Origin of the sequence: Spirochaeta isovalerica (genome assembly GCF_014207565.1) — a bacterium.
Taxonomy (GTDB): domain Bacteria; phylum Spirochaetota; class Spirochaetia; order DSM-2461; family DSM-2461; genus Spirochaeta_F; species Spirochaeta_F isovalerica.
Genome location: NZ_JACHGJ010000010.1, coordinates 80,778 through 101,723 on the forward strand (window position 1 = coordinate 80,778; position 20,946 = coordinate 101,723).

The 20,946-nt window shown below is 43.9% G+C and carries 23 protein-coding genes; 22 read left to right on the top strand and 1 reads right to left on the bottom strand.

All coding sequences use genetic code 11. From position 1 onward, the window contains the following. Window positions 1-7: 7 nt before the first annotated feature. The 15 genes from rplF to HNR50_RS19430 all read left to right on the top strand — a co-directional run bounded on the left by rplF (window position 8) and on the right by HNR50_RS19430 (window position 12,607). Window positions 8-544, top strand: coding sequence for a 50S ribosomal protein L6 (gene rplF, locus HNR50_RS19360; RefSeq protein WP_184748455.1), 537 nt, complete (start codon window positions 8-10; stop codon window positions 542-544). Between the two features lie 12 nt (window positions 545-556). After that, window positions 557-919 carry a 50S ribosomal protein L18 gene (rplR, locus tag HNR50_RS19365; protein WP_184748528.1) on the top strand — a complete coding sequence of 121 codons (363 nt, stop codon included), beginning with the start codon at window positions 557-559 and terminating at the stop codon, window positions 917-919. A gap of 10 nt (window positions 920-929) precedes the next feature. Next, a complete protein-coding gene (gene rpsE / locus HNR50_RS19370) occupies window positions 930-1,433 on the top strand; it encodes a 30S ribosomal protein S5 (RefSeq protein WP_184748456.1) in 504 nt (167 codons plus the stop codon). Window positions 1,434-1,435: 2 nt separating this feature from the next. Then, window positions 1,436-1,627: a 50S ribosomal protein L30 gene (rpmD, locus tag HNR50_RS19375; RefSeq protein WP_184748457.1), complete on the top strand. Its 192-nt coding sequence runs from the start codon at window positions 1,436-1,438 to the stop codon at window positions 1,625-1,627. Then, entirely contained in the window at window positions 1,627-2,070 is a 444-nt protein-coding gene (gene rplO, locus HNR50_RS19380) for a 50S ribosomal protein L15 (protein ID WP_184748458.1), read from the top strand. Before rpmD ends, rplO begins: the two co-directional genes overlap by 1 nt. A gap of 27 nt (window positions 2,071-2,097) precedes the next feature. After that, the gene (secY, locus tag HNR50_RS19385) at window positions 2,098-3,429 is read left to right on the top strand and encodes a preprotein translocase subunit SecY (RefSeq protein WP_184748459.1); all 1,332 of its coding nucleotides are present in this window, start codon (window positions 2,098-2,100) and stop codon (window positions 3,427-3,429) included. Window positions 3,430-3,441: 12 nt separating this feature from the next. Continuing rightward, window positions 3,442-3,555 (top strand): 50S ribosomal protein L36, encoded by a 114-nt coding sequence (gene rpmJ, locus HNR50_RS19390; RefSeq protein ID WP_184748460.1) that lies wholly within the window; start codon window positions 3,442-3,444, stop codon window positions 3,553-3,555. A gap of 10 nt (window positions 3,556-3,565) precedes the next feature. Next, window positions 3,566-3,931: a 30S ribosomal protein S13 gene (rpsM, locus tag HNR50_RS19395; RefSeq protein ID WP_184748461.1), complete on the top strand. Its 366-nt coding sequence runs from the start codon at window positions 3,566-3,568 to the stop codon at window positions 3,929-3,931. 16 nt (window positions 3,932-3,947) lie between these two features. Then, window positions 3,948-4,334 carry a 30S ribosomal protein S11 gene (rpsK, locus tag HNR50_RS19400; RefSeq protein ID WP_184748462.1) on the top strand — a complete coding sequence of 129 codons (387 nt, stop codon included), beginning with the start codon at window positions 3,948-3,950 and terminating at the stop codon, window positions 4,332-4,334. 117 nt (window positions 4,335-4,451) lie between these two features. After that, window positions 4,452-5,492: a DNA-directed RNA polymerase subunit alpha gene (locus tag HNR50_RS19405; protein WP_184748463.1), complete on the top strand. Its 1,041-nt coding sequence runs from the start codon at window positions 4,452-4,454 to the stop codon at window positions 5,490-5,492. A 2-nt stretch (window positions 5,493-5,494) separates the two neighbouring features. After that, a complete protein-coding gene (gene rplQ, locus HNR50_RS19410) occupies window positions 5,495-6,058 on the top strand; it encodes a 50S ribosomal protein L17 (protein WP_184748464.1) in 564 nt (187 codons plus the stop codon). A gap of 440 nt (window positions 6,059-6,498) precedes the next feature. Continuing rightward, window positions 6,499-9,384 carry a hypothetical protein gene (locus tag HNR50_RS19415; protein ID WP_184748465.1) on the top strand — a complete coding sequence of 962 codons (2,886 nt, stop codon included), beginning with the start codon at window positions 6,499-6,501 and terminating at the stop codon, window positions 9,382-9,384. A 71-nt stretch (window positions 9,385-9,455) separates the two neighbouring features. Further along, window positions 9,456-10,988: a ribonuclease Y gene (rny, locus tag HNR50_RS19420; protein WP_221439938.1), complete on the top strand. Its 1,533-nt coding sequence runs from the start codon at window positions 9,456-9,458 to the stop codon at window positions 10,986-10,988. Window positions 10,989-11,033: 45 nt separating this feature from the next. Further along, on the top strand, window positions 11,034-11,831 hold the full coding sequence (locus HNR50_RS19425) for a TIGR00282 family metallophosphoesterase (protein WP_184748466.1): 798 nt from the start codon (window positions 11,034-11,036) through the stop codon (window positions 11,829-11,831). Beyond that, complete coding sequence (locus HNR50_RS19430) at window positions 11,831-12,607, top strand: TlyA family RNA methyltransferase (protein ID WP_184748467.1); 777 nt, start codon at window positions 11,831-11,833, stop codon at window positions 12,605-12,607. The genes HNR50_RS19425 and HNR50_RS19430 overlap by 1 nt, the downstream gene beginning before the upstream one ends. Here HNR50_RS19430 and HNR50_RS19435 read toward each other — a convergent pair. Continuing rightward, on the bottom strand, window positions 12,594-13,418 hold the full coding sequence (locus HNR50_RS19435) for a GerMN domain-containing protein (protein WP_184748468.1): 825 nt from the start codon (window positions 13,416-13,418) through the stop codon (window positions 12,594-12,596). The two genes, HNR50_RS19430 and HNR50_RS19435, sit on opposite strands and share 14 nt — an antisense overlap. 89 nt (window positions 13,419-13,507) lie before the next feature. On the opposite strand from HNR50_RS19435, the gene ptsP reads away from it, so the two are divergent. The 7 genes from ptsP (at window position 13,508) to HNR50_RS19470 (ending at window position 20,944) form a co-directional block, all read left to right on the top strand. Continuing rightward, on the top strand, window positions 13,508-15,250 hold the full coding sequence (ptsP, locus tag HNR50_RS19440) for a phosphoenolpyruvate--protein phosphotransferase (protein ID WP_184748469.1): 1,743 nt from the start codon (window positions 13,508-13,510) through the stop codon (window positions 15,248-15,250). After that, a complete protein-coding gene (der, locus tag HNR50_RS19445) occupies window positions 15,231-16,565 on the top strand; it encodes a ribosome biogenesis GTPase Der (RefSeq protein ID WP_246434125.1) in 1,335 nt (444 codons plus the stop codon). Before ptsP ends, der begins: the two co-directional genes overlap by 20 nt. A 6-nt stretch (window positions 16,566-16,571) precedes the next feature. Beyond that, entirely contained in the window at window positions 16,572-17,903 is a 1,332-nt protein-coding gene (locus tag HNR50_RS19450) for a hypothetical protein (RefSeq protein WP_184748471.1), read from the top strand. 83 nt (window positions 17,904-17,986) lie between these two features. After that, the gene (locus tag HNR50_RS19455) at window positions 17,987-18,625 is read left to right on the top strand and encodes a MotA/TolQ/ExbB proton channel family protein (RefSeq protein ID WP_184748472.1); all 639 of its coding nucleotides are present in this window, start codon (window positions 17,987-17,989) and stop codon (window positions 18,623-18,625) included. Window positions 18,626-18,629: 4 nt separating this feature from the next. Continuing rightward, complete coding sequence (locus HNR50_RS19460; RefSeq protein ID WP_184748473.1) at window positions 18,630-19,046, top strand: ExbD/TolR family protein; 417 nt, start codon at window positions 18,630-18,632, stop codon at window positions 19,044-19,046. Continuing rightward, window positions 19,043-20,038, top strand: coding sequence for a prolipoprotein diacylglyceryl transferase (locus tag HNR50_RS19465; RefSeq protein ID WP_184748474.1), 996 nt, complete (start codon window positions 19,043-19,045; stop codon window positions 20,036-20,038). Before HNR50_RS19460 ends, HNR50_RS19465 begins: the two co-directional genes overlap by 4 nt. Window positions 20,039-20,287: 249 nt before the next feature. Next, on the top strand, window positions 20,288-20,944 hold the full coding sequence (locus HNR50_RS19470; protein WP_184748475.1) for an HAD family hydrolase: 657 nt from the start codon (window positions 20,288-20,290) through the stop codon (window positions 20,942-20,944). The last annotated feature ends 2 nt before the right edge of the window (window positions 20,945-20,946 follow it).

Below are 20,946 nucleotides of genomic sequence, written 5' to 3' on the forward strand. Positions count from 1 at the left end.
AAGCATTATGTCTAGAATTGGAAAAATGCCTGTAACCGTACCGTCAGGCGTTACAGTTACAGTAAAAGAAAATGTCATTACCGTTAAAGGCGCCAAAGGTGAGCTTACTCAGGATTTTCAACCTGAAGTTTCCTTTGACATCAAAGACGGAGAAGTGGTTGTCAACCGTGTTGATGATTCCAAAAAAGCCAAGTCTTTTCACGGTCTTTACAGAAACCTCCTGAATAACATGATTATCGGGGTTTCTGCGGGATTCACGAAAACACTTGTTATCAATGGTGTCGGTTACAGAGCGGAACTCAAAGGTGATACCCTTATGATGAACCTCGGTTATTCCACAACCATTGAGTATGTGGTTCCGGAAGGTGTTACTGTTGCCGTAGAAGGTAACAACAAAGTGACAGTATCCGGTATAGATAAGGCTAAAGTCGGACAGGCTGCTGTGGAGATTCGCGGACTTAGACCGCCCGAACCCTATAAAGGTAAAGGCATTAAGTACGAGAACGAAGTTATCCGCAGAAAAGTCGGTAAAACTGGCGTTTAAACAGGGTTGTAGATCATGAAAAGAGTTGATGAAAAAAATAGAAAGAGACTGCAGCGTAAAAAACGTGTCCGGAAAAATATCTCCGGAACTTCCGCTAAGCCGAGAATGTCGGTTTTCAGAAGTAACAAGTATCTGAGCGTTCAGGTCATCGATGATATCGCCGGTAAAACTCTTTCTTCCGCTTCTACCCTTGAAGCCGAGCTTAAAGGAACAAAGAATACAGTGGAAGGCGGAGAGAAACTGGGGAAGGTTATCGGTGAAAGACTGAAAGCTGCCAAGATCTCTACAGTTGTTTTTGATAGAAATGGATACAAGTATCACGGAGTAGTTAAGGCTATTGCTGACGGTGCGAGAAGTGTCGGTATAGAGCTTTAAGGGGAATAGAATGGCTTTTAAAGAAAAAAGAGAAGAAAAAGAGTTTATTGAAAAACTTATCCGTCTCAACAGAGTTTCCAAAGCCGTAAAGGGTGGACGCAATATGTCGTTCTCCGCCCTTATGGTTGTCGGAGATGGAAAAGGACGGGTAGGCGTCGGATTCGGAAAAGCAAACGACGTTTCAGAAGCTATTAGAAAGAGTGTAGAAAAGGCTAAGAAAAACCTTATCACCGTGCCTTTGAAAGGCAATACACTTCCTCACGAAATTCTCGGTAACTTCAAGAGCGCTTCGGTTCTTCTGAAGCCCGCAGCGCCCGGTACCGGAATTATTGCCGGCGGACCTGTTCGTGCCGTTATGGAAGCAGTTGGTGTTAAGGATATCCTGGCCAAATCACTTGGTTCTGGAAATACAATGAATATTGTAAAGAGTGTATTCGCCGGTCTGGACGGACTCTTTGATGCCAAAGAGCTCGCTTCAAACAGAGGCAAATCGCTCAATGAACTGTGGGGTTAATTATGGCTAAGACTAAAAGAATCAGGGTTCAGCTGGTACGCAGTACCATTGGAAGAAAGCCTGAACAGAGAAAAACTGTTAAAGCATTGGGTCTTAAGAAAATTAATTCAGTTGTAGAAAAAGATGCTACCCCATCGATCTTAGGTATGGTAGAATCAATTTCTCACTTGGTTAAAGTTGAGGAGATCAGCTGATGAGTGCGTTTGAATTAAAAGCACCGAAAGGCGCTAACAGAGATAAAAAGGTTCTCGGACGCGGTAGAGCGACCGGAACAGGTAAGACTTCCGGAAAGGGACATAAAGGTCAGAAAGCGAGATCGGGCGGTGGAACACGTCTCGGTTTCGAAGGTGGCCAGATGCCTCTTTACAGAAGGGTTGCCGCAAGAGGTTTTTCAAACCATCCATTCAAAGTGGAATATGTTGGAATTAACGTCGGTTCACTGAACGAGCGTTATAGCGATGGTGAAAAAGTAAATCACGAAACTCTTGTTGCCAAGGGTCTTGTAAAGAATGGCGAAAAGAATATTAAGATTCTCGGAGCCGGAGAACTGGACAAGAAACTTGAAGTAGAGATCACGAAAGTGACTGCCGGAGCGAAAGATAAAATCGTCAAAGCCGGCGGATCCGTGGTTGAATAATAAAAAATAGGAATAGTTGGTATAAAGATGGCTAGTAATCCGGTTGTTGACATTTTCAAAGTGAAAGATCTGAGGAAAAAGATTCTTTTCACTTTAAGTATGCTTGTAGTTTTCAGACTCGGGGCTGTTATTCCCATACCGGGAATTGACGTAAACGTCCTGAAAAGTTATTTCGCTTCGCAGGGAGCCAGTGGTTCCTCGATGGGTATAACCGAGTATCTGGACTTCTTCGCAGGCGGTGCCTTCAAGAATTTTTCAATCTTCATGCTGGGTATTATGCCATATATCTCGACTTCCATTATCATGAATCTTCTTCTCCTGGTTTTTCCGGGATTGAAGAAGATGTCTGAAGAAGACGGTGGTAGGAAAAAAGTCAAGAGATATACGCGCTACGGGACGCTTCTTGTTTGTCTGATCCAGTCCTATGCGGTTGTCGCTTATGCACGAATGATTCCTAACGCAATTGTACCTTCCATGAGCGGAATGAAATATACGGTTATTGCCATGCTTACGGTAACGACCGGAACGATGTTTCTCATGTGGTTAGGTGAACAGATCAACGCAAGAGGTATCGGAAACGGTATCTCCCTGTTGATTTTTGCCGGTATTGTTGCTAGAATGCCTGGCGGGATAAATGTTCTCGGCTTGGAGATCAGAAACGGAAATCTGAACCCTGTATTCGTAATTGTTGCAGCATTACTGTTCGTAGCTATCATCACCCTTATTGTCTACGAGCAGCAGGGACAGCGGAAAATTCCTGTGAATTACGCTAAAAGAGTTGTAGGCCGTCGTATGTTCGGTGGACAGAATACCTACATTCCGTTTAAGATAAATCCTTCGGGTGTAATTCCGGTTATTTTTGCCGGTTCTCTTTTGACATTCCCTTTGCAGATTGCAGGGGCTTTGGGCGCGTCCAGTGAAGGTTGGTCTATATTTTCCAACATAATGAAGCCCAATGGCGGTCCATATATGATTGCCTATACAGTTTTAATTGTTTTCTTTGCATACTTTTATACACAGGTATCCATGAATCCGATTGAAATTGCCAGGTCTATCAGGGAGAACGGCGGATCTATTCCGGGAATTCGTTCCGAAAATATTGATCAGTATCTGACAAAGATACTGCGTAGAATAATACTGCCTGGATCGTTGTTTCTTGCAGTGATAGCTTTGATTCCTTCCGTAGTTGTCAACCTGTTCGGGTTTCCCACACAGGTGGCTTATCTAATGGGCGGAACTTCTTTGATTATCATGGTTGGAGTCGATCTTGACTTGATGTCCCAGATTGAAGGTCATCTTAAGATGCATCATCATGACGGGCTTGTGAAAAGCGGCAAGTTGCAGTCCAGGAATTTGTAGTAAGGGGATATTGTGAAAGTTAGAGCAAGCGTTAAACCCATATGTGATAACTGCAAAGTTATAAGAAGAAGAGGAGTTGTCCGGATTATCTGTGACAACCCCAAACATAAACAGAGACAGAAGTAGGAGGTAGTAAGTGGCTAGAATTGCAGGTATCGATTTACCTAATAAGCATACAGAGATAGCTCTTACCTACATTTACGGTATTGGTAGAACCACAGCAAAAGAAATTTGCGAAAAGACAGGTATCGACCCTAATGTGAGAATTAAGGAACTTTCTACTGACGACGTTGCAAAACTGAGAAAAATCATTGAAAATGATTACAAAGTAGAAGGTCGCTTGAGATCAGAGGTGGCTCTTAATATTAAGAGACTCATGGATATCGGCTGTTATCGCGGTTTACGGCATAGAAAAGGTCTCCCTGTCAGAGGACAGAGAACAAAGACCAACGCACGTACCAGAAAAGGTAAAGTGAAGACCGTTGCCAAGAAGAAGAAATAGGCTGGGGGTTAGTTAATTGGCTAAGGCTAAAGTAAAGAAAAGAAAAGACAAAAAAACGGTATTTGAAGGTAATGTCTACATTCAGGCAACTTTCAATAATACTATCGTTACTATAACAGACCTCAAAGGAAATGCTTTATCTTGGTGTAGCGCCGGATCTCTCGGATTCAAGGGTGCCAAGAAATCGACTCCTTTTGCAGCTCAGTCTACTGCTGAAACAGCGACAAACAGAGCTAAGGATTTCGGTCTGAAAGAAGTAAACGTTTTTGTAAAGGGTCCCGGTGTCGGCCGTGAATCTGCAATCAGATCACTAGGTGCTTTGGGGTTGAGAGTTAAGTCTATCAATGACGTCACTCCGATTCCCCATAACGGATGCAGACCCAGAAAAACAAGAAGAGTTTAATGTCGGGGCAAGAGGGATCTACTTTGTCAGGTGTAGTTCCCTGCCTTTTATTAACCTGATTGATGTAGAGATTAGTAGAAAAACGGATCGGAATTAGGTCCTGCATAAGGAGCAGAGATGGCGCGTAAAAACCTCTTGAAGGGATTTAAACGACCTAAGGGTATTACATTTGAACACGTTGATGAAACGCCGTATCAGGGTAAATTTGTAGCTTATCCATTTGAAAGAGGGTATGGTTCAACTGTGGGTAATACCCTCCGAAGAATTCTGCTTTCTTCTATTCAGGGATATGCGGTGTCTGCTATCCGCATTACAAGTTTTAATGAAGAGGGCAACTCTCATGTAATCTCGAGCGAATTCGAGTCCGTTCCTGAAATTGTTGAAGATACACCTGAGATTATCAGTAACTTCAAACAGATCAGGCTTAGCCTTCCCGAAGATATTGAAGAGAAAACGATTCTTGTCGAGTGGAAAGGCGGAGGTGAAATGACGGCTGCTGCTTTGGAAAAAGACGGCGTAGTTGTTTCCAATAAGGATTTGAAACTCTGTACCATGATGGATGGTGCAAATCTTGAGTTTGAGATTCAGATTGATCTCGGTCGTGGATATATTCCGGCGGAAGTTAACGAGAAATACGTTGAGATTGTCGGTACAATCCCTGTCGATTCAATTTTTTCACCAATTACCAAGGTGAAATACAATATCGAAAACACCAGAGTCGGACATCGTTCCGATTATGATAAACTTGTTCTTGAAATCTGGACTGATGGCACAATAATGCCTCAGGACGCTCTTGCTGAAGCAGCAAAGATTGCAAAAGATCACTTTACCATTTTCATTAATTTCGATGAAGGTATTGTTGCAGCTGATGATGAAGTTGATAAGGAAGTAGAGGAAATTGAAAAACTTCTCTCCACTCCCGTTGAAGAACTTGAGCTGTCTGTCCGGTCAAGCAATTGTCTGAAAAACGCTAATATTAAAACAATTGGCGATCTGACCAGAAAGTCGGAAGATGAAATTGCCAAGACAAGGAATTTCGGTAAAAAATCTCTCATGGAGATTAAAGAAAAGCTGAAAGAGTGGAATCTTAGTCTCGGTATGACTGATTACAGCGTACTGAAAAATACGATTAAACTCGATAAGAATAAGGAAGACTAGACATGCACAATAGAGTAGGTTTTAACAGACTGGGTAGAAAATCCAGTCATAGAAAAGCTCTTCACAGAAATATGGTAACTTCTTTGTTTAAGTATGAAAGAGTAAAAACTACTAAGGCAAAAGCTCTGGAAATCAGAAGAACAGCTGAAAAAATGGTTACACGTGCAAAAGTTGATTCTGTACATAACAGAAGAATGGTTGCGCGGATGATCTCGGATAAAGCCGTTCTGAACAAACTCTTTGTTGAGATTGCACCGAGATTCGTTGAGAGACCCGGCGGATACACCAGAGTTCTTAAACTTGGAAAAAGAGCTGGAGATGCAGCTGAAATGGTAATTCTTGAATTTGTTGAAGGTGCTGAAAAAGCTCCTGAAGTTGAAGAACCCAAGAAAACTGCTAAGAAAGCTGCTTCCAAAAAAACTGAAGAGAAGAAAGCACCTGCCAATAAAACGGCAGCAAAGAAAACTGCAGCAAAAAAAGCTCCTGCGAAAAAAGCAGCAGCAAAGAAAGCTGCAGCAAAAAAGGCTCCTGCAAAAAAAGCGGAAGCTGAAAAAACTGAAGAATAATCCTGATTTCCTGACGAAACAAACTAATAAGTTTCTAAGGATTTCATTGTTCTTTACGATAATAGAAAGGAAGGCGTCTGTTTACAGATCCTTCCTTATTTTTTTGCTAAAATCTTTTTCCGGGAGTATGTTTGGAGTAAATGAGGACGATTCATAAAGTTTTAATAAGTCTTCTTATCTCTATAGTTCTCCTCGGAGGATTTTTAGTCCTGGGATTTACTGGTTTATTTGATAAAATAGAAACCCGTTTTTATAATCAGCGAATCCTTTTAAACAAAGAAGAAAGAATCAATGAAATACATTCTCTTTTCTCTGAATACAATCAAATAACGTTTCAGCGCCTCGAAATCATTTTAGGCAATGACAGTTTCAAAAAAGTTTTTTCCCTTAATCAGCCGATTAAAGATATCAATGAAAGAAATACAATTATTGGAAACCTTGTGGATGAATTAGTCGGTTTCGAATACATGAGAATTGTTGACTTGAATCAGGAAAGTCAAAAAATCCATTTCAGTTCATATAGTCAGGATATCCGTAGTTCGACATCAGACAGAATTATCTACTATATGTGGCGTAATTCAACAGATTTCGTTGAAGATTTTGTTACGGAAAGTACTGGCAAAGAACTGACATTTGATGACGTACGGGATACTTTTATTTACAGGATTCCCGTTTATGATGATCTCGGGTTAAAAAAAGGGCTGGCTTTAATCTATTTTTCTTCCAGAGGATTTAAAGATTTTCTCTTTCAGAAAGGAGTCGCAGCTTCTGAAGATATAATTCAACTATACGGAACTTCAGGATTGCTGATTGATCTGAAGGAAGAGCAGAAAGAGGTGGTTAGAGGAAGACTGGGTGAAATACTTACCTCGCGGTCCGAACAGCTTCAGTTAATTTCCAGTTCAGAAGATCTTGAAGAAAGATATTATCTAATGTCCCGATATTTCGATGATATATCGGTTTCTATCGTTATAAAAGAATCGGAACTCGAACTTAATCCTCTTCTTGTCGTTGTCTTATTGACGCTTTTATTTACTTCCGTATTTCTTTTTGCTTTCCTTTTACTCAATATCAAACAGGATAGAACTGTAATAATAGCTTCCAGGATTAAGAAATTTCAAATGAGTTTTCTGATCGATTACCTGGATAATAAAAGCGAACTCGATTGGGATATGTGGGAACGGGAAATGCGTTCCCGCCGCGATCAGGTTCGGAAAGAATTTAAGAAAGGTCTTGGACGTTTTAAAAAAGACGAAGAGGATCAGATCGATAAACTCATCGACAGTAATTGGGATGAAATAATTTCTGTTCTCAGTAAGAAAAAAGAAGAGAAACAGGATGATCGCGATTTTGATCTTAAGAAAATTGAGCAGATTATTGAGAAAGCACTTAAAAATGTAAAAATCACTGTTCCACAGACCATTGAGACTAAATCTGTTCAATCTACAAGACCGGTAAAACGCGTACCTGTTGAAGTCGAGGATATTACTGATGATGAGGATCTCGAAGAGCTTGAAGATCTGGGCGAACCGGTAGCTGTAGAAGAGCTGAGTGATGATGAGGATCTCGAAGAGCTTGAGGATCTGGGCGAACCGGTAGCGGTAGAAGAGCTGAGTGATGATGAGGATCTTGAAGAGCTTGAGGATCTGGGCGAACCGGTAGCTGTTGAAGAGCTCAGTGATGATGAGGATCTCGAAGAGCTTGAGGATCTGGGCGAACCGGTAGCTGTTGAAGAGCTGAGTGATGATGAGGATCTCGAAGAGCTTGAAGATCTGGGCGAACCGGTAGCAGTAGAAGAGCTGAGTGATGATGAGGATCTCGAAGAGCTTGAGGATCTGGGCGAACCGGTAGCGGTAGAAGAGCTGAGTGATGATGAGGATCTCGAAGAGCTTGAGGATCTGGGCGAACCGGAAGCTGTAGAAGAGCTGAGTGATGATGAGGATCTCGAAGAGCTTGAAGATCTGGGCGAACCGGTAGCTGTTGAAGAGCTCAGTGATGATGACGATGTTGAGGAACTGATTGATCAGAAAGAGCTGATTGCAGATGAAGTTTCTTCAATTGACGAGTATGTTACTGAAGAAGAGTTGGAAGAACTTCTCCCGGTGATGGAAATGGAAGAGTTGCCTTTACTGGAGGAGGAGGAGCTCGAATCCATCCCTGTTCTGGCAGGAATGGGTGAAGCTTCTCTTGTTGAAATGGGAAATAAATCGGATACCCTGAATTATGTAGATTTTTCCGGTCAATCACAACATATTCTGAAAACAGATTATTACAGTGAATCTGCTGATCTTATCGATCTGGATTCAGGAGATAGCTCTTTTGTTATGGATAAGTCCCGCAGTGATCATCCGCTTGATGGTGAGTCATTTGATGAGCTGGAGGAACTGGAAGAAATGGATGTTATAGAAGAGCTCAGTGGTGATGATGATATTAATACAGTTGAGGATTTCGAAGAGATAGAGGATCTTGAAGAAGTAGAGGATCTTGAAGAAGTAGAGGATCTTGAAGAAATAGAAGATCTCGAAGAAGTAGTGGATCTTGAAGAAGTAGAAGATCTCGAAGAAATAGAAGATCTCGAAGAAGTAGAGGATCTCGAAGAAGTAGAGGATCTCGAAGAAGTAGAGGATCTCGAAGAAGTAGAAGAGGTCCAGAGCCTGACGGAATACTTTGAAGAGATCCAGTATCAGCTATTCATGGGTCGTGATTCAGAAGAATACATCAAGGCTGCTCTTAAAAAAGAACCTTCAGAAGAATCTCTGGACTCTCTTGTCGACGCTGTTCTCGAGGCAGGAGATGATGAGGATCTCGATTTTGTTCAGGTTTATTCCGACGATCTTCTTCCTGAATTTCTCGGCGATATTAAGGAAGAGAAAACAGATGTTCCGTCAGCAGAAGAGTCTTTCTTTCGTCCTGTGAATGGCGGGTTTGACTTTGATTACTATGCTTCTACCCGAAAGGATGAGTATAAAGCTTTAATCGGTATAACAAGAGATATAAATGCTGTCGGCGGAATCGTTTATGCTGAAAATGAAACAGGATATAATGTAGAATTATCTCTTGGGATTGGCGGTGAATTAATAGCCAGGCTGAGTACTCTGCTGCTCAAAGATGAGATTAAAGAAATAACATCGCGACGGAATATAGTTCATATTCATGACACGGAGCATAAGGAACTTCAGGATATTATTAAAGATTCGGACAGACGGTTTCTTAAGGCCATTTTGTTTGTACCGGTTATATATAACAGTCGCCATGCCTATCTTTTCCTGGGATTCAAAAAAAGTCTATCCAATATCGAGCAATTGCTCAAATCCATCAGCCTTTAAAGAATCAATGTTCTTGACAAATAAAGTCCTAACGCTATAATCATAAGATATAAATAAATGTGAGGGATTATATGATCAATATTATTTTATTTGTATCACTCCCCCTCGTCGGTTTGTTTTTAGGTTGGACAATTAGATGGTTTTATGCCAGATATCAACTTTCGTCTTCTGAACAGAAGGCGGAACGGTTAAAACAGGATGCCGTTAAAGAGGCAGAGCAGGAAAAGAAGAGTATTCTTCTCGAAGCTCAGAATCAGATTCTTAAAGATAAACGCTTACATGATAAAGAATTAAGGGAAAGAAGAAATGAAGTCCAGAGATTTGAAAGACGTGTACAGCAGAAAGAAGACAATCTTGATAAGAAAACTGCCTCTCTAGATAAGAAAATTGCAACTATTACAGAACGCGAGAAAGAATTCGATACTAAAGAACAGGAACTCTCTAAACAGGAACAGTACTGGATCCAGGAACTGGAGAAGATCTCCGGCCTGACAGCTGAAGAAGCTAAAAAGCTCCTTATCAAAAACCTCGAGAATGATGCCAAGCACGACGCTCAGGGTCTTATTAATAAGATTGAAGAAGAAGCAAAGCATACAGCTGAGAAAAAAGCGCGCGATATAATTGTCACGACGATTCAGAGATTGGCGACAGATGTGAGTTCTGAGATAACAGTCACTTCGGTCAGTCTGCCGAACGATGAAATGAAAGGTCGTATCATAGGCAGGGAAGGGCGGAATATCCGTACTCTTGAAACACTGACAGGAGTTGATATCATTATTGATGATACGCCGGAAGCTGTTGTTATCTCCTGCTTTGACCCCATCAGAAAAGTTATAGCGCAGATGGCTCTGGAGAGACTGATCGTTGACGGAAGAATCCACCCCGCCAGAATTGAAGAGGTGGTTCAGAAAGTCACAAAAGAGATCAGCCAGACTATCTACGAAGAGGGAGAGAAAATCCTCTACGAACTGGGAATTCACGATATGAGTCCCGATGGAATCAGGGCTCTCGGCAGATTGCACTTCCGAACCAGTTATGGACAGAATGTCCTTTCCCACTCCAAAGAGGTTGCTGTTATTGCCGGTATGATCGCTGCTGAAGTGGGAGCCGATAAGGAGATCGCCAAGAGAGGTGCTCTTCTTCACGATATCGGTAAGGGGCTGGAAACCGACGGTGACGGAAACCATGCTGAAATCGGTATGGAGATGTGTAAGAAAATCGGCGAGGATCCCCGTGTTGTCAATGCTGTGGGTGCCCACCACAATGATATCGAAATCGAATCGATCGAAGGTGTTATCGTTCAGCTGGCTGATGCGATTTCCGCTGCGAGACCCGGAGCGAGACGGGAAACTCTGGACAATTATATCAAGCGTCTGGAGAATCTTGAAAAAATCGCAGAAAGTTATGAAGGTGTTGATAAGGCTTTCGCCATTCAGGCCGGTCGGGAATTGAGAATCATGGTCAATCACGAGCTGGTTAATGATAATAAAGCGAAAGATCTCGCCAGATCAATTGCTAAGCAGATTGAAGATGAGTTAAAATACCCCGGAAGGATCAGGGTGACTATCATCCGCGAAACGCGGGTAGTCGAATACGCCCGCTGATAAGAAGCGGGTGATAAATATACCCATCGATATACAAAGGGTTTTATGAAAAAAATAAGCGCTCTGGTCCTGGGAGATGTCGTTGGACAGCCTGGATGCAGGGCGCTTTTTTTTAAACTCCCGGGACTGATAAAAAAATACAAGGCCGATCTGGTCGTCGTTAACGGTGAGAACGCCTCTGATGGTTTCGGCATTCTGCCGGAAGATGCAGAGAAATTCTTCTCCAAAGGTGTCGATGTTATTACAACGGGAAATCATATCTGGCAGAAACGGGAAATCTATCCGTTGATGGATAAAGAGAATTCATCAATTATCCGTCCGGCTAATTATCCACCTGGTGTCCCCGGAAGTGGTTCGGTTACCGTTAATGTCAAAGGTGAAGATGTGACTGTTCTGAATCTGCTCGGGCGGGTCAGGATGGGGATGCCTGTCGACTGTCCGTTCCGGCACAGCAGTGATTTTCTGAAAAAACACAATAAAAGCAAAATCGTTATAGTCGATTTCCATGCGGAAGATGTTATGGAGAAGGAATCTCTGGCCTGGTATCTGGACGGAAAGGTTTCAGCTGTTGTGGGAACTCATACTCATGTTCAAACAGCTGACGAAAGAATCCTTCCCGGCGGAACCGCTTATATCACAGATATCGGGATGACCGGGCCGAAAGATAGTGTAATCGGCACTAAGCCGGAAATTTCCATCGAACGATCTCTGACTCAATTGCCTTTGAAGGTTGAAGTCGCCGATAATGAATCTGTCATTCACGGTGTTCATCTACTGATAGACGCCGAAAGCGGAAAAGCTGTTTCCATAGACCGTATTGTTCAGAGCGAAACCGGCGAGTAATGAAAAAAATCAAGCTTCTTGATATCTTGTGCTCCCTGTATCCCGATCTCGAGAGGAAAGAGCTTTTTTCTGAAGTCATGTGCGGTAAAGTGAAGATAAACGGAGAGACAATCCGCGATCCTAAACGCATGGTTTCCTCAGACGTTAAACCTGAAATTGCAAGAAAGAAATATGTTTCCCGGGGCGGTTATAAACTTGAGAAAGTTCTCCGGTTCTGGGAAATCGATATTAATGGAAAAGGGTTTCTCGATGCGGGAGCTTCGACAGGCGGTTTTACCGATTGTCTTCTACAGAACGGGGCTTCTTTTGTTCATGCGGTAGATGTCGGTTATAATCAGCTTGATTACTCGCTTCGCGTCGATGATCGGGTTTTTGTTCATGAAAAAACAAATATCATGCATCTGGATTTTCTCGATCCACCGCCATCAGGGGCGGTGGCAGATTTGTCCTTCCGGTCAATCAACGACGCTGCTTCGAAAATTCTGTCTTTGACAACGGAACGATACTTGATCGCTCTTGTAAAACCTCAGTTCGAGATCCGACAGCCTGATGATTCCTTTGACGGCATTTTGCGCGATTCAGAGGAGATTCTCAGAGTCGCTATGGAAGTTCTCTATCGGCTCCGGGAGGAAAATTGCTTTGTTACCCGGGTGGATCTCTCTCCCGTGAAAGGTAAAAAGGGTAACCAGGAACTCCTCTTTTATATTACAGACAAAGAAACCATATCTGTTGAAGATATTCAAGATAAGCTCGAATCTCTTCTTAAAATGTGTTGAAGTAATCCCTGTCTATAGGTGCACCAATATAAACGCCTTCGGCTCCCAGATAATCGAGTTTTTCCCCCTGGATCAGTATCTGCACATTACTGACGGAATCAAACTCCGTCGCCGTGTATACAATTTGCATAAGCTGGGCTTTATAGCCTTCAAATCCGAGAGAGTTGTATCGGAAGTTTTCGTTGAAGTCCAGAAAAGCGGTGCCGCCTGATATCTTTACTGATAGCAATTCAGAATTCTGGGGAATGAGATTAAGAAGCCCTTTATTCAGATCAGACCGGTCGGGACCGAGCATGAGAGAGCGCATCGTTTCAGTCAGAGGAGCTGTATCGTAAGGTATGGATCGGATGATGCTCTTTATGCTGATCTGTCCTTCATCATTTACTTTGACAAAAAACAGCCGGGATTTCATTTCTTTGGCCGGGGTGGCTGTCGCCTCCGGTTCCGGCAGACTCTCTTCTTCTGTCAGGGGGACTTCTTTCGTAACGGCGAAAGTGTCATCATCTTTTTCCTCTGTTGAAGGGAGTTCCGTTTGTATTATTTCAGGCCGCTCGATGGTAGGGGGAGCTTCGGTGTCTTTGGATATGAGAGAGGAAAGGAATGAGCTGCTTTCTCCGAAGGTCAGATAAAGAGTGGCGATAAGAAGTATAATCAGTATTATCAGAAGGGGGATGAGGGATTTATTTGACTTTTCTTCACTGCTCTTTTTCCTGATAATTCCTTTCTTTTGAGGGGCTCTTTTCTTACCGGAATTTTTTTTTGAAGGAGCTGGTTTTTTCTGTCTGTTCTTTTCTTGTTCTGTTCTGTTCATAGTACTGATTTTTTTATCGGCATTTGATGGTGAATCATGAGGTTCTCTGATTTGACAGTACAAATAAAGTTGCGTATGATTGTATTAAAATGAAAGAATTTCACGGTATTTCAGCTTCCCCGGGTATCGCTATAGGCAGAGTCTTCCTTTATATGGAAGACAGCATGGCCGTACCTAAATACACTATAGAACACGACTCTATCGATACGGAAATCTCCCGTTACGAGGAAGCTGTCAATAAAGCCACCTCGGATCTCAATCAGTTGAAAGAGCAGCTGACCAAGGAAGTGGCAGAGGAGAACAGCCGGATTCTCGATTCCCATCTTTTGATGCTCAGCGATTCCATGTTCAATGATCAGGTTTTTCAGAGAATGAAAAATGATATGATCAATATCGAAGCGGCTCTCAAGTCGGTTATAGAGGATCTGGTCGATAAGCTCAACGCATCCAGGGATCTCTATCTGCGCGAAAGAACCGTTGATATTCTCGATGTGGCCAAACGGATAATCAACCATCTTATGTTCAGGGAGAGATTATCCCTCGCCGATATCAATACGGAAGTGATTCTCGTTTCCCAGAATCTCATGCCCTCGGATACGCTCTTAATGAATAAGAGAATGGTGAAAGGCATTGCCATGGACAGCGGAGGGCGAACCTCTCATACGGCGATTCTGGCTAAATCCTTTGAGATACCCGCGGTTCTGGGATTGAGGGAGCTGACCAAGAGCATCAATACCAACGATCTGATCATTGTCGACGGACATCATGGTAAGGTCATTATTAATCCTGATGACGATACACGGGCCCTCTATGAGAAAATGCTTCTCGAGTATCAGAAGCGTGAAAGCGAACTGCTCAATATGAATATGCTGGCCGCCGAAACGAAAGACGGCAAGCTGATCAATCTGCAGGCAAATATTGAAATCCCCGAGGAAGTCGATTCGGTTCTGGTTCACGGCGCCGACGGTATCGGTCTCTATCGAAGCGAATTCCTTTTTATGCAGCCCGGACGGGTTCCATCGGAAGAACAGCAGTATGAAGCTTACAAAACCGTTCTGGAAGCGATGGAAGGCAAGCCCGTCACGATTCGTACTCTCGATGTGGGCGGAGATAAATTCATCCCGAAAGTGAATAATCTGGCGGAGAACAATCCCCTTCTCGGGTGGCGGGCTATCCGGTTCTGCATCGAGCACAAGGAGTTTTTCAAGCAGCAGTTGAGAGCTCTTCTCAGGGCTTCGGTTTTCGGAAATCTCAAAATCATGTTTCCCATGATTTCCGGAGTTGAGGAACTTGAAAAGGCTCTGGCCATTCTGGAAGAGACCAAAGATGACCTCAGAAAAGAAAAAATAAACTTTATCGAACGGATTCCCGTAGGGATCATGATAGAAGTACCCTCTGCAGCCATGACTTCCGACATACTTGCGCGGAAAGTGGACTTCTTCTCTATTGGAACCAATGACTTAATCCAGTATACTATCGCGGTTGACCGTGGAAACGAAAAAATCGCCACGCTTTATGAACCCTTTCATCCCGGAGTGCTCAGGCTCATAAGAATGGTAATAGAGAACGCCCATGAACAGGGGCTCTCGGTCAGCATGTGCGGAGAAATGGCTGGAGATCTATACTCTTCCGTCATCCTGCTAGGTCTGGGGCTTGATGTGTACAGTATGAGTGCCATCAGCATCCCGGAAATTAAAAGAATCATCCGTTCCGTCTCAATGTCGGAAGCCGAGGAACTGGTCGGTACGATTATGGCCATGAAGTCCTTCGGTGATATCGACAAGTATGTCAGGAATTGGATGGAGGAAAAATTTGACAATATCAGATACTAATAAAATACTGCCCAGGATCGTTATCGTAGGCCGTCCGAATGTGGGAAAATCCACTTTATTCAACCGGATTCTAAAAAAAAGACGAGCCATCACCGACCCGACGCCCGGTGTTACAAGGGATGCCATCGAAGAGAAAGCGATAATAGCGGGACGGGAAGTCCTGATTGTCGATACGGGCGGTTACAAAGTTGAAAGGGATGATCAATTCGATGAACTGGTCGCACAGAAGAGCCTTAATGTTCTTGGCGATGCCGATCTTATCCTCTTTATGCTCGATGTTAACGAACTGTCCGGCGAGGACGAAGCTTATATTGAACATCTCCGTCCTCATATGGGTAAGACTCTCCTAATCGCCAATAAAGTAGATCATGTGGAGAAAGAACCTGAAATCTACAATTTCTACACCCTCGGATTTGAACATATTATCGGGATTTCAGCGGCTCATGGCCGGAATATTCAGGAGTTGGAAGATAAAATCCTCTCGATGATCGATTTCGATAACCTGAAAGCCCGCGAGGATCATGAACCGGATATCAGGATTGCCATTCTTGGAAAACCCAATGCGGGTAAATCGACGTTGACCAACGCTTTAACGGGCAGGGAGGATTCCATTGTCTCTCCTATTGCCGGCACGACCAGAGATGTGGTGCAGGGGCACTTTAAGTACAAAGGCCAGGTGTTCCGCGTTCTGGATACGGCGGGGATCAGAAAGAAAAAGCGGGTCGTTGAAGATGTGGAATACTACTCGGTCAACCGCGCCATCAAAAGCATCAGCCAGTCCGATGTGGTTCTTCTTCTGATCGATGTGGAGGAAGGGCTTTCGGAACAGGACAAAAAAATCGCCCATCAGATCGTCAAGAAAGGGAAAGGCGTTATTCTCGTCGTTAACAAATGGGACTTGAAGAAGGACATCAAGAACGAATTCAAAGCCGTGGAGGACAGGATGAGGTTTCTGTTCCCCATTCTGGATTTCGCGCCGATCGTTCCCATTTCAGCTCTGAAAAACGAGGGTATGAAAGAACTTCTCAATACGGCGCTGCAGGTACGGAAGCAAATGAAACAGCGGGTTGATACGCCGATTCTCAATGACGCTCTCGCCGAATGGGTCGATTACACTCCAATCCCCATGGTTAAAGGTAAAAACTTTAAGATCCGATATATAACACAGGTTTCAAGTGATCCGGTACAGTTCGTTCTCTTTGTCAACAGAGAGAAAAACTTTCCCGAATCCTATGTGCGTTATATTAAGAATCAGATTAAAAAGGAATTCAATTTCAACAAGATTCCCTTTTCCATTGATCTGAAGGAGCGGTAAAGAGCTGTGAAAGGCCCGGTGATAAAGACTCTTGCAACATGGACAGCCTTTCTGCTCTTGATGACTGTCTTTCCTGACCTTCCGGCGCAGAGTAATATCGGCGCGACATACCGGATGCTGGAAAGCGCGGCTTTTTATGAAAATTATGAAATACGTCAGGAGCTGAAGGAGACAGTATTCGCTCCTTTTCTGACGGTTCTCAATACTCCGAAAAAGATCTTCACCCAGTCCGGATCACCCGTTCCCGTAAAATTCGAAGTGCGTAAAACGGCGGAACACTTCTACCTTCTTTTTCTCAATGAATTCGAATACTCTTTTCCCGTATGGGGACGGGGCAGTTACATTATAAAAAGAGACATCCTTTCAGGACGCTTTCTCCAGTTAAAAATATTTATACAGAATGATGAAGGGTCCTATATCCGCCTGTTTCCCGAAGGAAGCCGTACGCGGATGGATGTCTATCTTTTCGGTGTGCAGATTTACGAAAGCATTCTTATTCCCGTCGAATTCGAGCGTATGGTCGTCGCTCCTTTTTCCATGCTGATCAACCTGACTTCGGACAGTATAGACTGGGGATCCATTTTTACAGATGTGTCATGGTCGGAATGGGATATGATCGAGCATATGGTTCGGGAAATACGGCCTCATCTCACATCGATCAAAGAGGTCGACGATGGTGCACAGAACCGGTTCGGAGATTTTGTTTATATTGAGACAGAGCAGCGCCAGCGGGATGAGAAGGGCATGAACTGCTCCGGTTTTGTAAAATGGATCGGCGACGGCGTCTATTCCTCTTATCGCGGAGAAGTCGATCTGTTCGGACCCTATATGGATCTGGAAACGCTCAAGCGGGAACCGGCGTACGATGATTCAATGAACTCCTGGAATGATAATTACCGTGACCGCGATCCGCTGTTCGGACTGGACTGGATTCGCAATATTGCATCGGAGCTCTATGAGAAGAAAACCGGTGTGGTTCCCGGGATTAAGGATTTTGATGTCAACGAAACGCCGTTTTTCCACTATACGGAAAATGTGGGGTATGCGATTGAAGATCTTATGGCCGTTCTCTATCTCCAGGCTGTAAAAAACCCCGGATCTTTTTATCTGGGAGCCATAAATACGGAGTTCGGTACAGCACCGGTTCTCCGCCAGTACCGTCATGTCGCGGCATTTTTCCCCTGGTTTACCGAAGATGGCAATTTCCACGTGTCCGTTATGGATACGGGACTTGAAAAATTCCCCGTAACTCTTGAAGGGCAATTCCCCGGCGGTTTTATTCACCTGGTTCGCATTGAAGGTGTTGAATCTCTCAATCTCCCCACAGTCGATCCGTAACCTTTAACTTTTTTACAGGTTTATCCATTAAATTGTGATATATACTTAATTATTGAATTAAGTGAATGTAAACAGGAGTGAATATGCTGGATATACTGATGAAAGGGGGAGTGATCCTCTGGATAATTCTTCTGCTGTCTCTGGTCGGAGCAGCTATAATCATTGAAAGGCTTCTTTATTTCAGAAAAACGAGAGTAGACGAGGACAAGCTTTTCAACCGCATTAAAGCAACGGTCGAGAAAAAACACTTTGACGAAGCGATTTTTATCTGCGAGAGCACCGTTTCCCCCTTTACCCGGTTAATGAAAACCGGAATAGAGCATCGTAATTATCCGAAACATGTTCAGAAAGAGGTTCTCCAGGAAGCGGCCAATCAGGAGATTCCCCATCTGGAACGGTCTCTGTCCTTTCTGGGGACAATCGCTCACATCAGCCCGCTTCTCGGACTGCTCGGTACAGTAACCGGTAATATCCAGGCTTTCGGGGTTCTGGGCAGTTTCGGCGCTGTCAGCGACCCTTCTGTACTGGCCAGAGGAATTTCCGAAGCCCTGATTACCACAGCCGGCGGGATCATTGTCTCCATTCCCGCTGTGATCTTTTACAACTATCTTGTTGATAAGGTCGGCAAGATACTGATTAAAATGGAATCCCAGGTCAATGATATGCTCATTCTCCTCAACGAGGAGGAGACGGTAGAGCCGGAACCCCGGTCGGGGGAGTAAATTTATGAAATTCCAAAGACGGTTGAAGCCTCAGGTTGTAGTCGATCTGACTCCTCTTATCGATGTGGTTTTTCAGCTGGTGGTATTCTTTATGGTTTCCAGCGTTTTCAATACATCGCCGGGGATTGAACTGGAGCTGCCCGAATCATCGACAACGACTTCCGTGGCGATTACCGAAATGATTATAACAGTTGAAAACCGCGACACCGTTTATCTGAACAGCATTCCCTACACAATGGAAACTCTTCCCGATGCGGTAGCTTCTTTTGAGTTCGATCCCACCGACGAAGGTGAAAACGTGGTACTCGAATCGGCGAAGGATATTCCCTACCAGATGATTATAACCATTCTCGATGTTCTCCGGTACAACGGTTATGACGCGGTCAGTCTGGTAACGCTCAGGTCCGAGGTTGATGAATGAAAGCTTCAGTTGCTGTAAAAGAGCAGAGAAAGCGGGATTTTTCCGCAATCGGTATAGCTCTTTTAATTCATCTGATTGTGGTCGGTGCCTATCTCGTATCCGATTATCTCTTTATTGAGGATCTGGTGGATTACAGTGGTCCGGTATTGATCAAGCTGGGCCGTGCCGATGCACCTGAAGAGGTCACGGACTCTCTTCCCGCGGCTCCTGTTGAAAATATTGATGAGCCCGATGTCACAACTGAGCAGCCTGTTGAGACCGCGGAAGAGCGGAAGAGCGGAACGGTTGAAGAGACTGTGAAACCGGAAGAGCGGGAGTCTGAAACAGCCCGGGAAATACCTGTCGCCGAGAAGGAAGCGGGAGATGAGGGACAGGCTGAACAGAGCAGCGAAAGCCGGACCGGAGAAAGCGGGCCCGCCGTTGCTGATGCTCCTCCTGCAGAGGTGGAGAAAGTTGTCGATGTAACGTCCGGTAAAGAGGAGGGGAACTCCTTCGAAACAACATTCGATGCTACTCCTGGACTGGTGAGCCGGTCTTTCGGAGCGCCCATTTATTTTTATCTGCCTCTGCCCCCGGTTATCAGCAGTAGTGTCTTTGATTCGCTAAAAGATGATCCGGTGCTTTCCACAAGAACCGCAGAAAAGAAAAAAGGAATCCTCAATCAGTATTTTGCATTGAGTGACGGGGATTATTACAGAACCAAACAGCCTCCGCCGCAATACAGACCTGAGCTCTGGGCGATTCTGGCTGAAGGCGGATATGATATCGGTGTATATAAAAGTGTCGATTACAATCTTAAAGGGAAGCGTGTCGTTTTTACCTTTGTCGTTGAAGATCGAGAGGGAATGACTGTTTTGTCCAATGTCAGGTTTACAGACAGGACAGGTTTTGCCGAGATTGATGAAGCCGTTTTCTACGGTTTTCAGCAGGCCACCTTTTCCAATTCTTCTGAAACTCCCATCAAAGGCCGTTTCACCTACCGCTTTGAATGAATTGCTTGATAATTGGGGTATATTCTAGTAATGTGTAGTTTGAAGTAGTTCAATACTCATCTTTTCACCATCTTCTGCGATGCCCATAAGCTTATTTACAGACGTAACTGTGCTTCCGGGCGCCTTGATTATGATGAAAATATCTGATTTTGAGAAACTTCATATTAATAATAAGCGAGGGGGGCGCTTTCATCTCTTTTTCTTCTGTTCAGAGGAGAGAATTCATTATAAAAGTGCCTCAACAATAACATGGCGGTAAAAGCGGTAGCGTTCGACATTGACGGAACTCTCTATCCCAACTGGAAAATGCAGCTCAATTCTGTACCCTTCTTCGCGTTTCATCCCCTTCTCATCTATAAGTTCGGGGAAATTCGAAAAGAGATCAGGAAACGGGATAATATTGAAGATTTCTACGCTGTTCAGGCTCAGCTCCTGGGTGAGACCCTGCGCATCTCTGCCGACAGAGCGAAAGAGATCATCGATGATGTTTTCTACACACGATGGGAGAGAACTTTTTCCCGAATAAAACCTTACGGTAATGTCAAAATGGTTATAGAATCAATTAGAGCCATGGGATTGAAAACGGCTGTTCTCTCCGATTTTCCCATAGGGCGGAAACTGGAATATTTCGGTTTGGAAAATCTCTGGGATGTCGAGCTTTCATCGGAGGAAACCGGTTATCTCAAACCCCACAAACGGCCTTTCGAGGTTCTCAGCGAGCGTTTGGGAGTCTCTCCGAAGGAAGTGATTTATGTGGGCAACAGCTATTCCTATGATGTTACCGGCTCCAAAAGCGCCGGGATGATATCGGGTCATCTTTCATCGAGTGAAAGGGACGGGACCATTGCTGATTTTACTTTCAGCAGCTATAGCGATTTCATGGATAAAATCAAAAGATATCTTTAGGA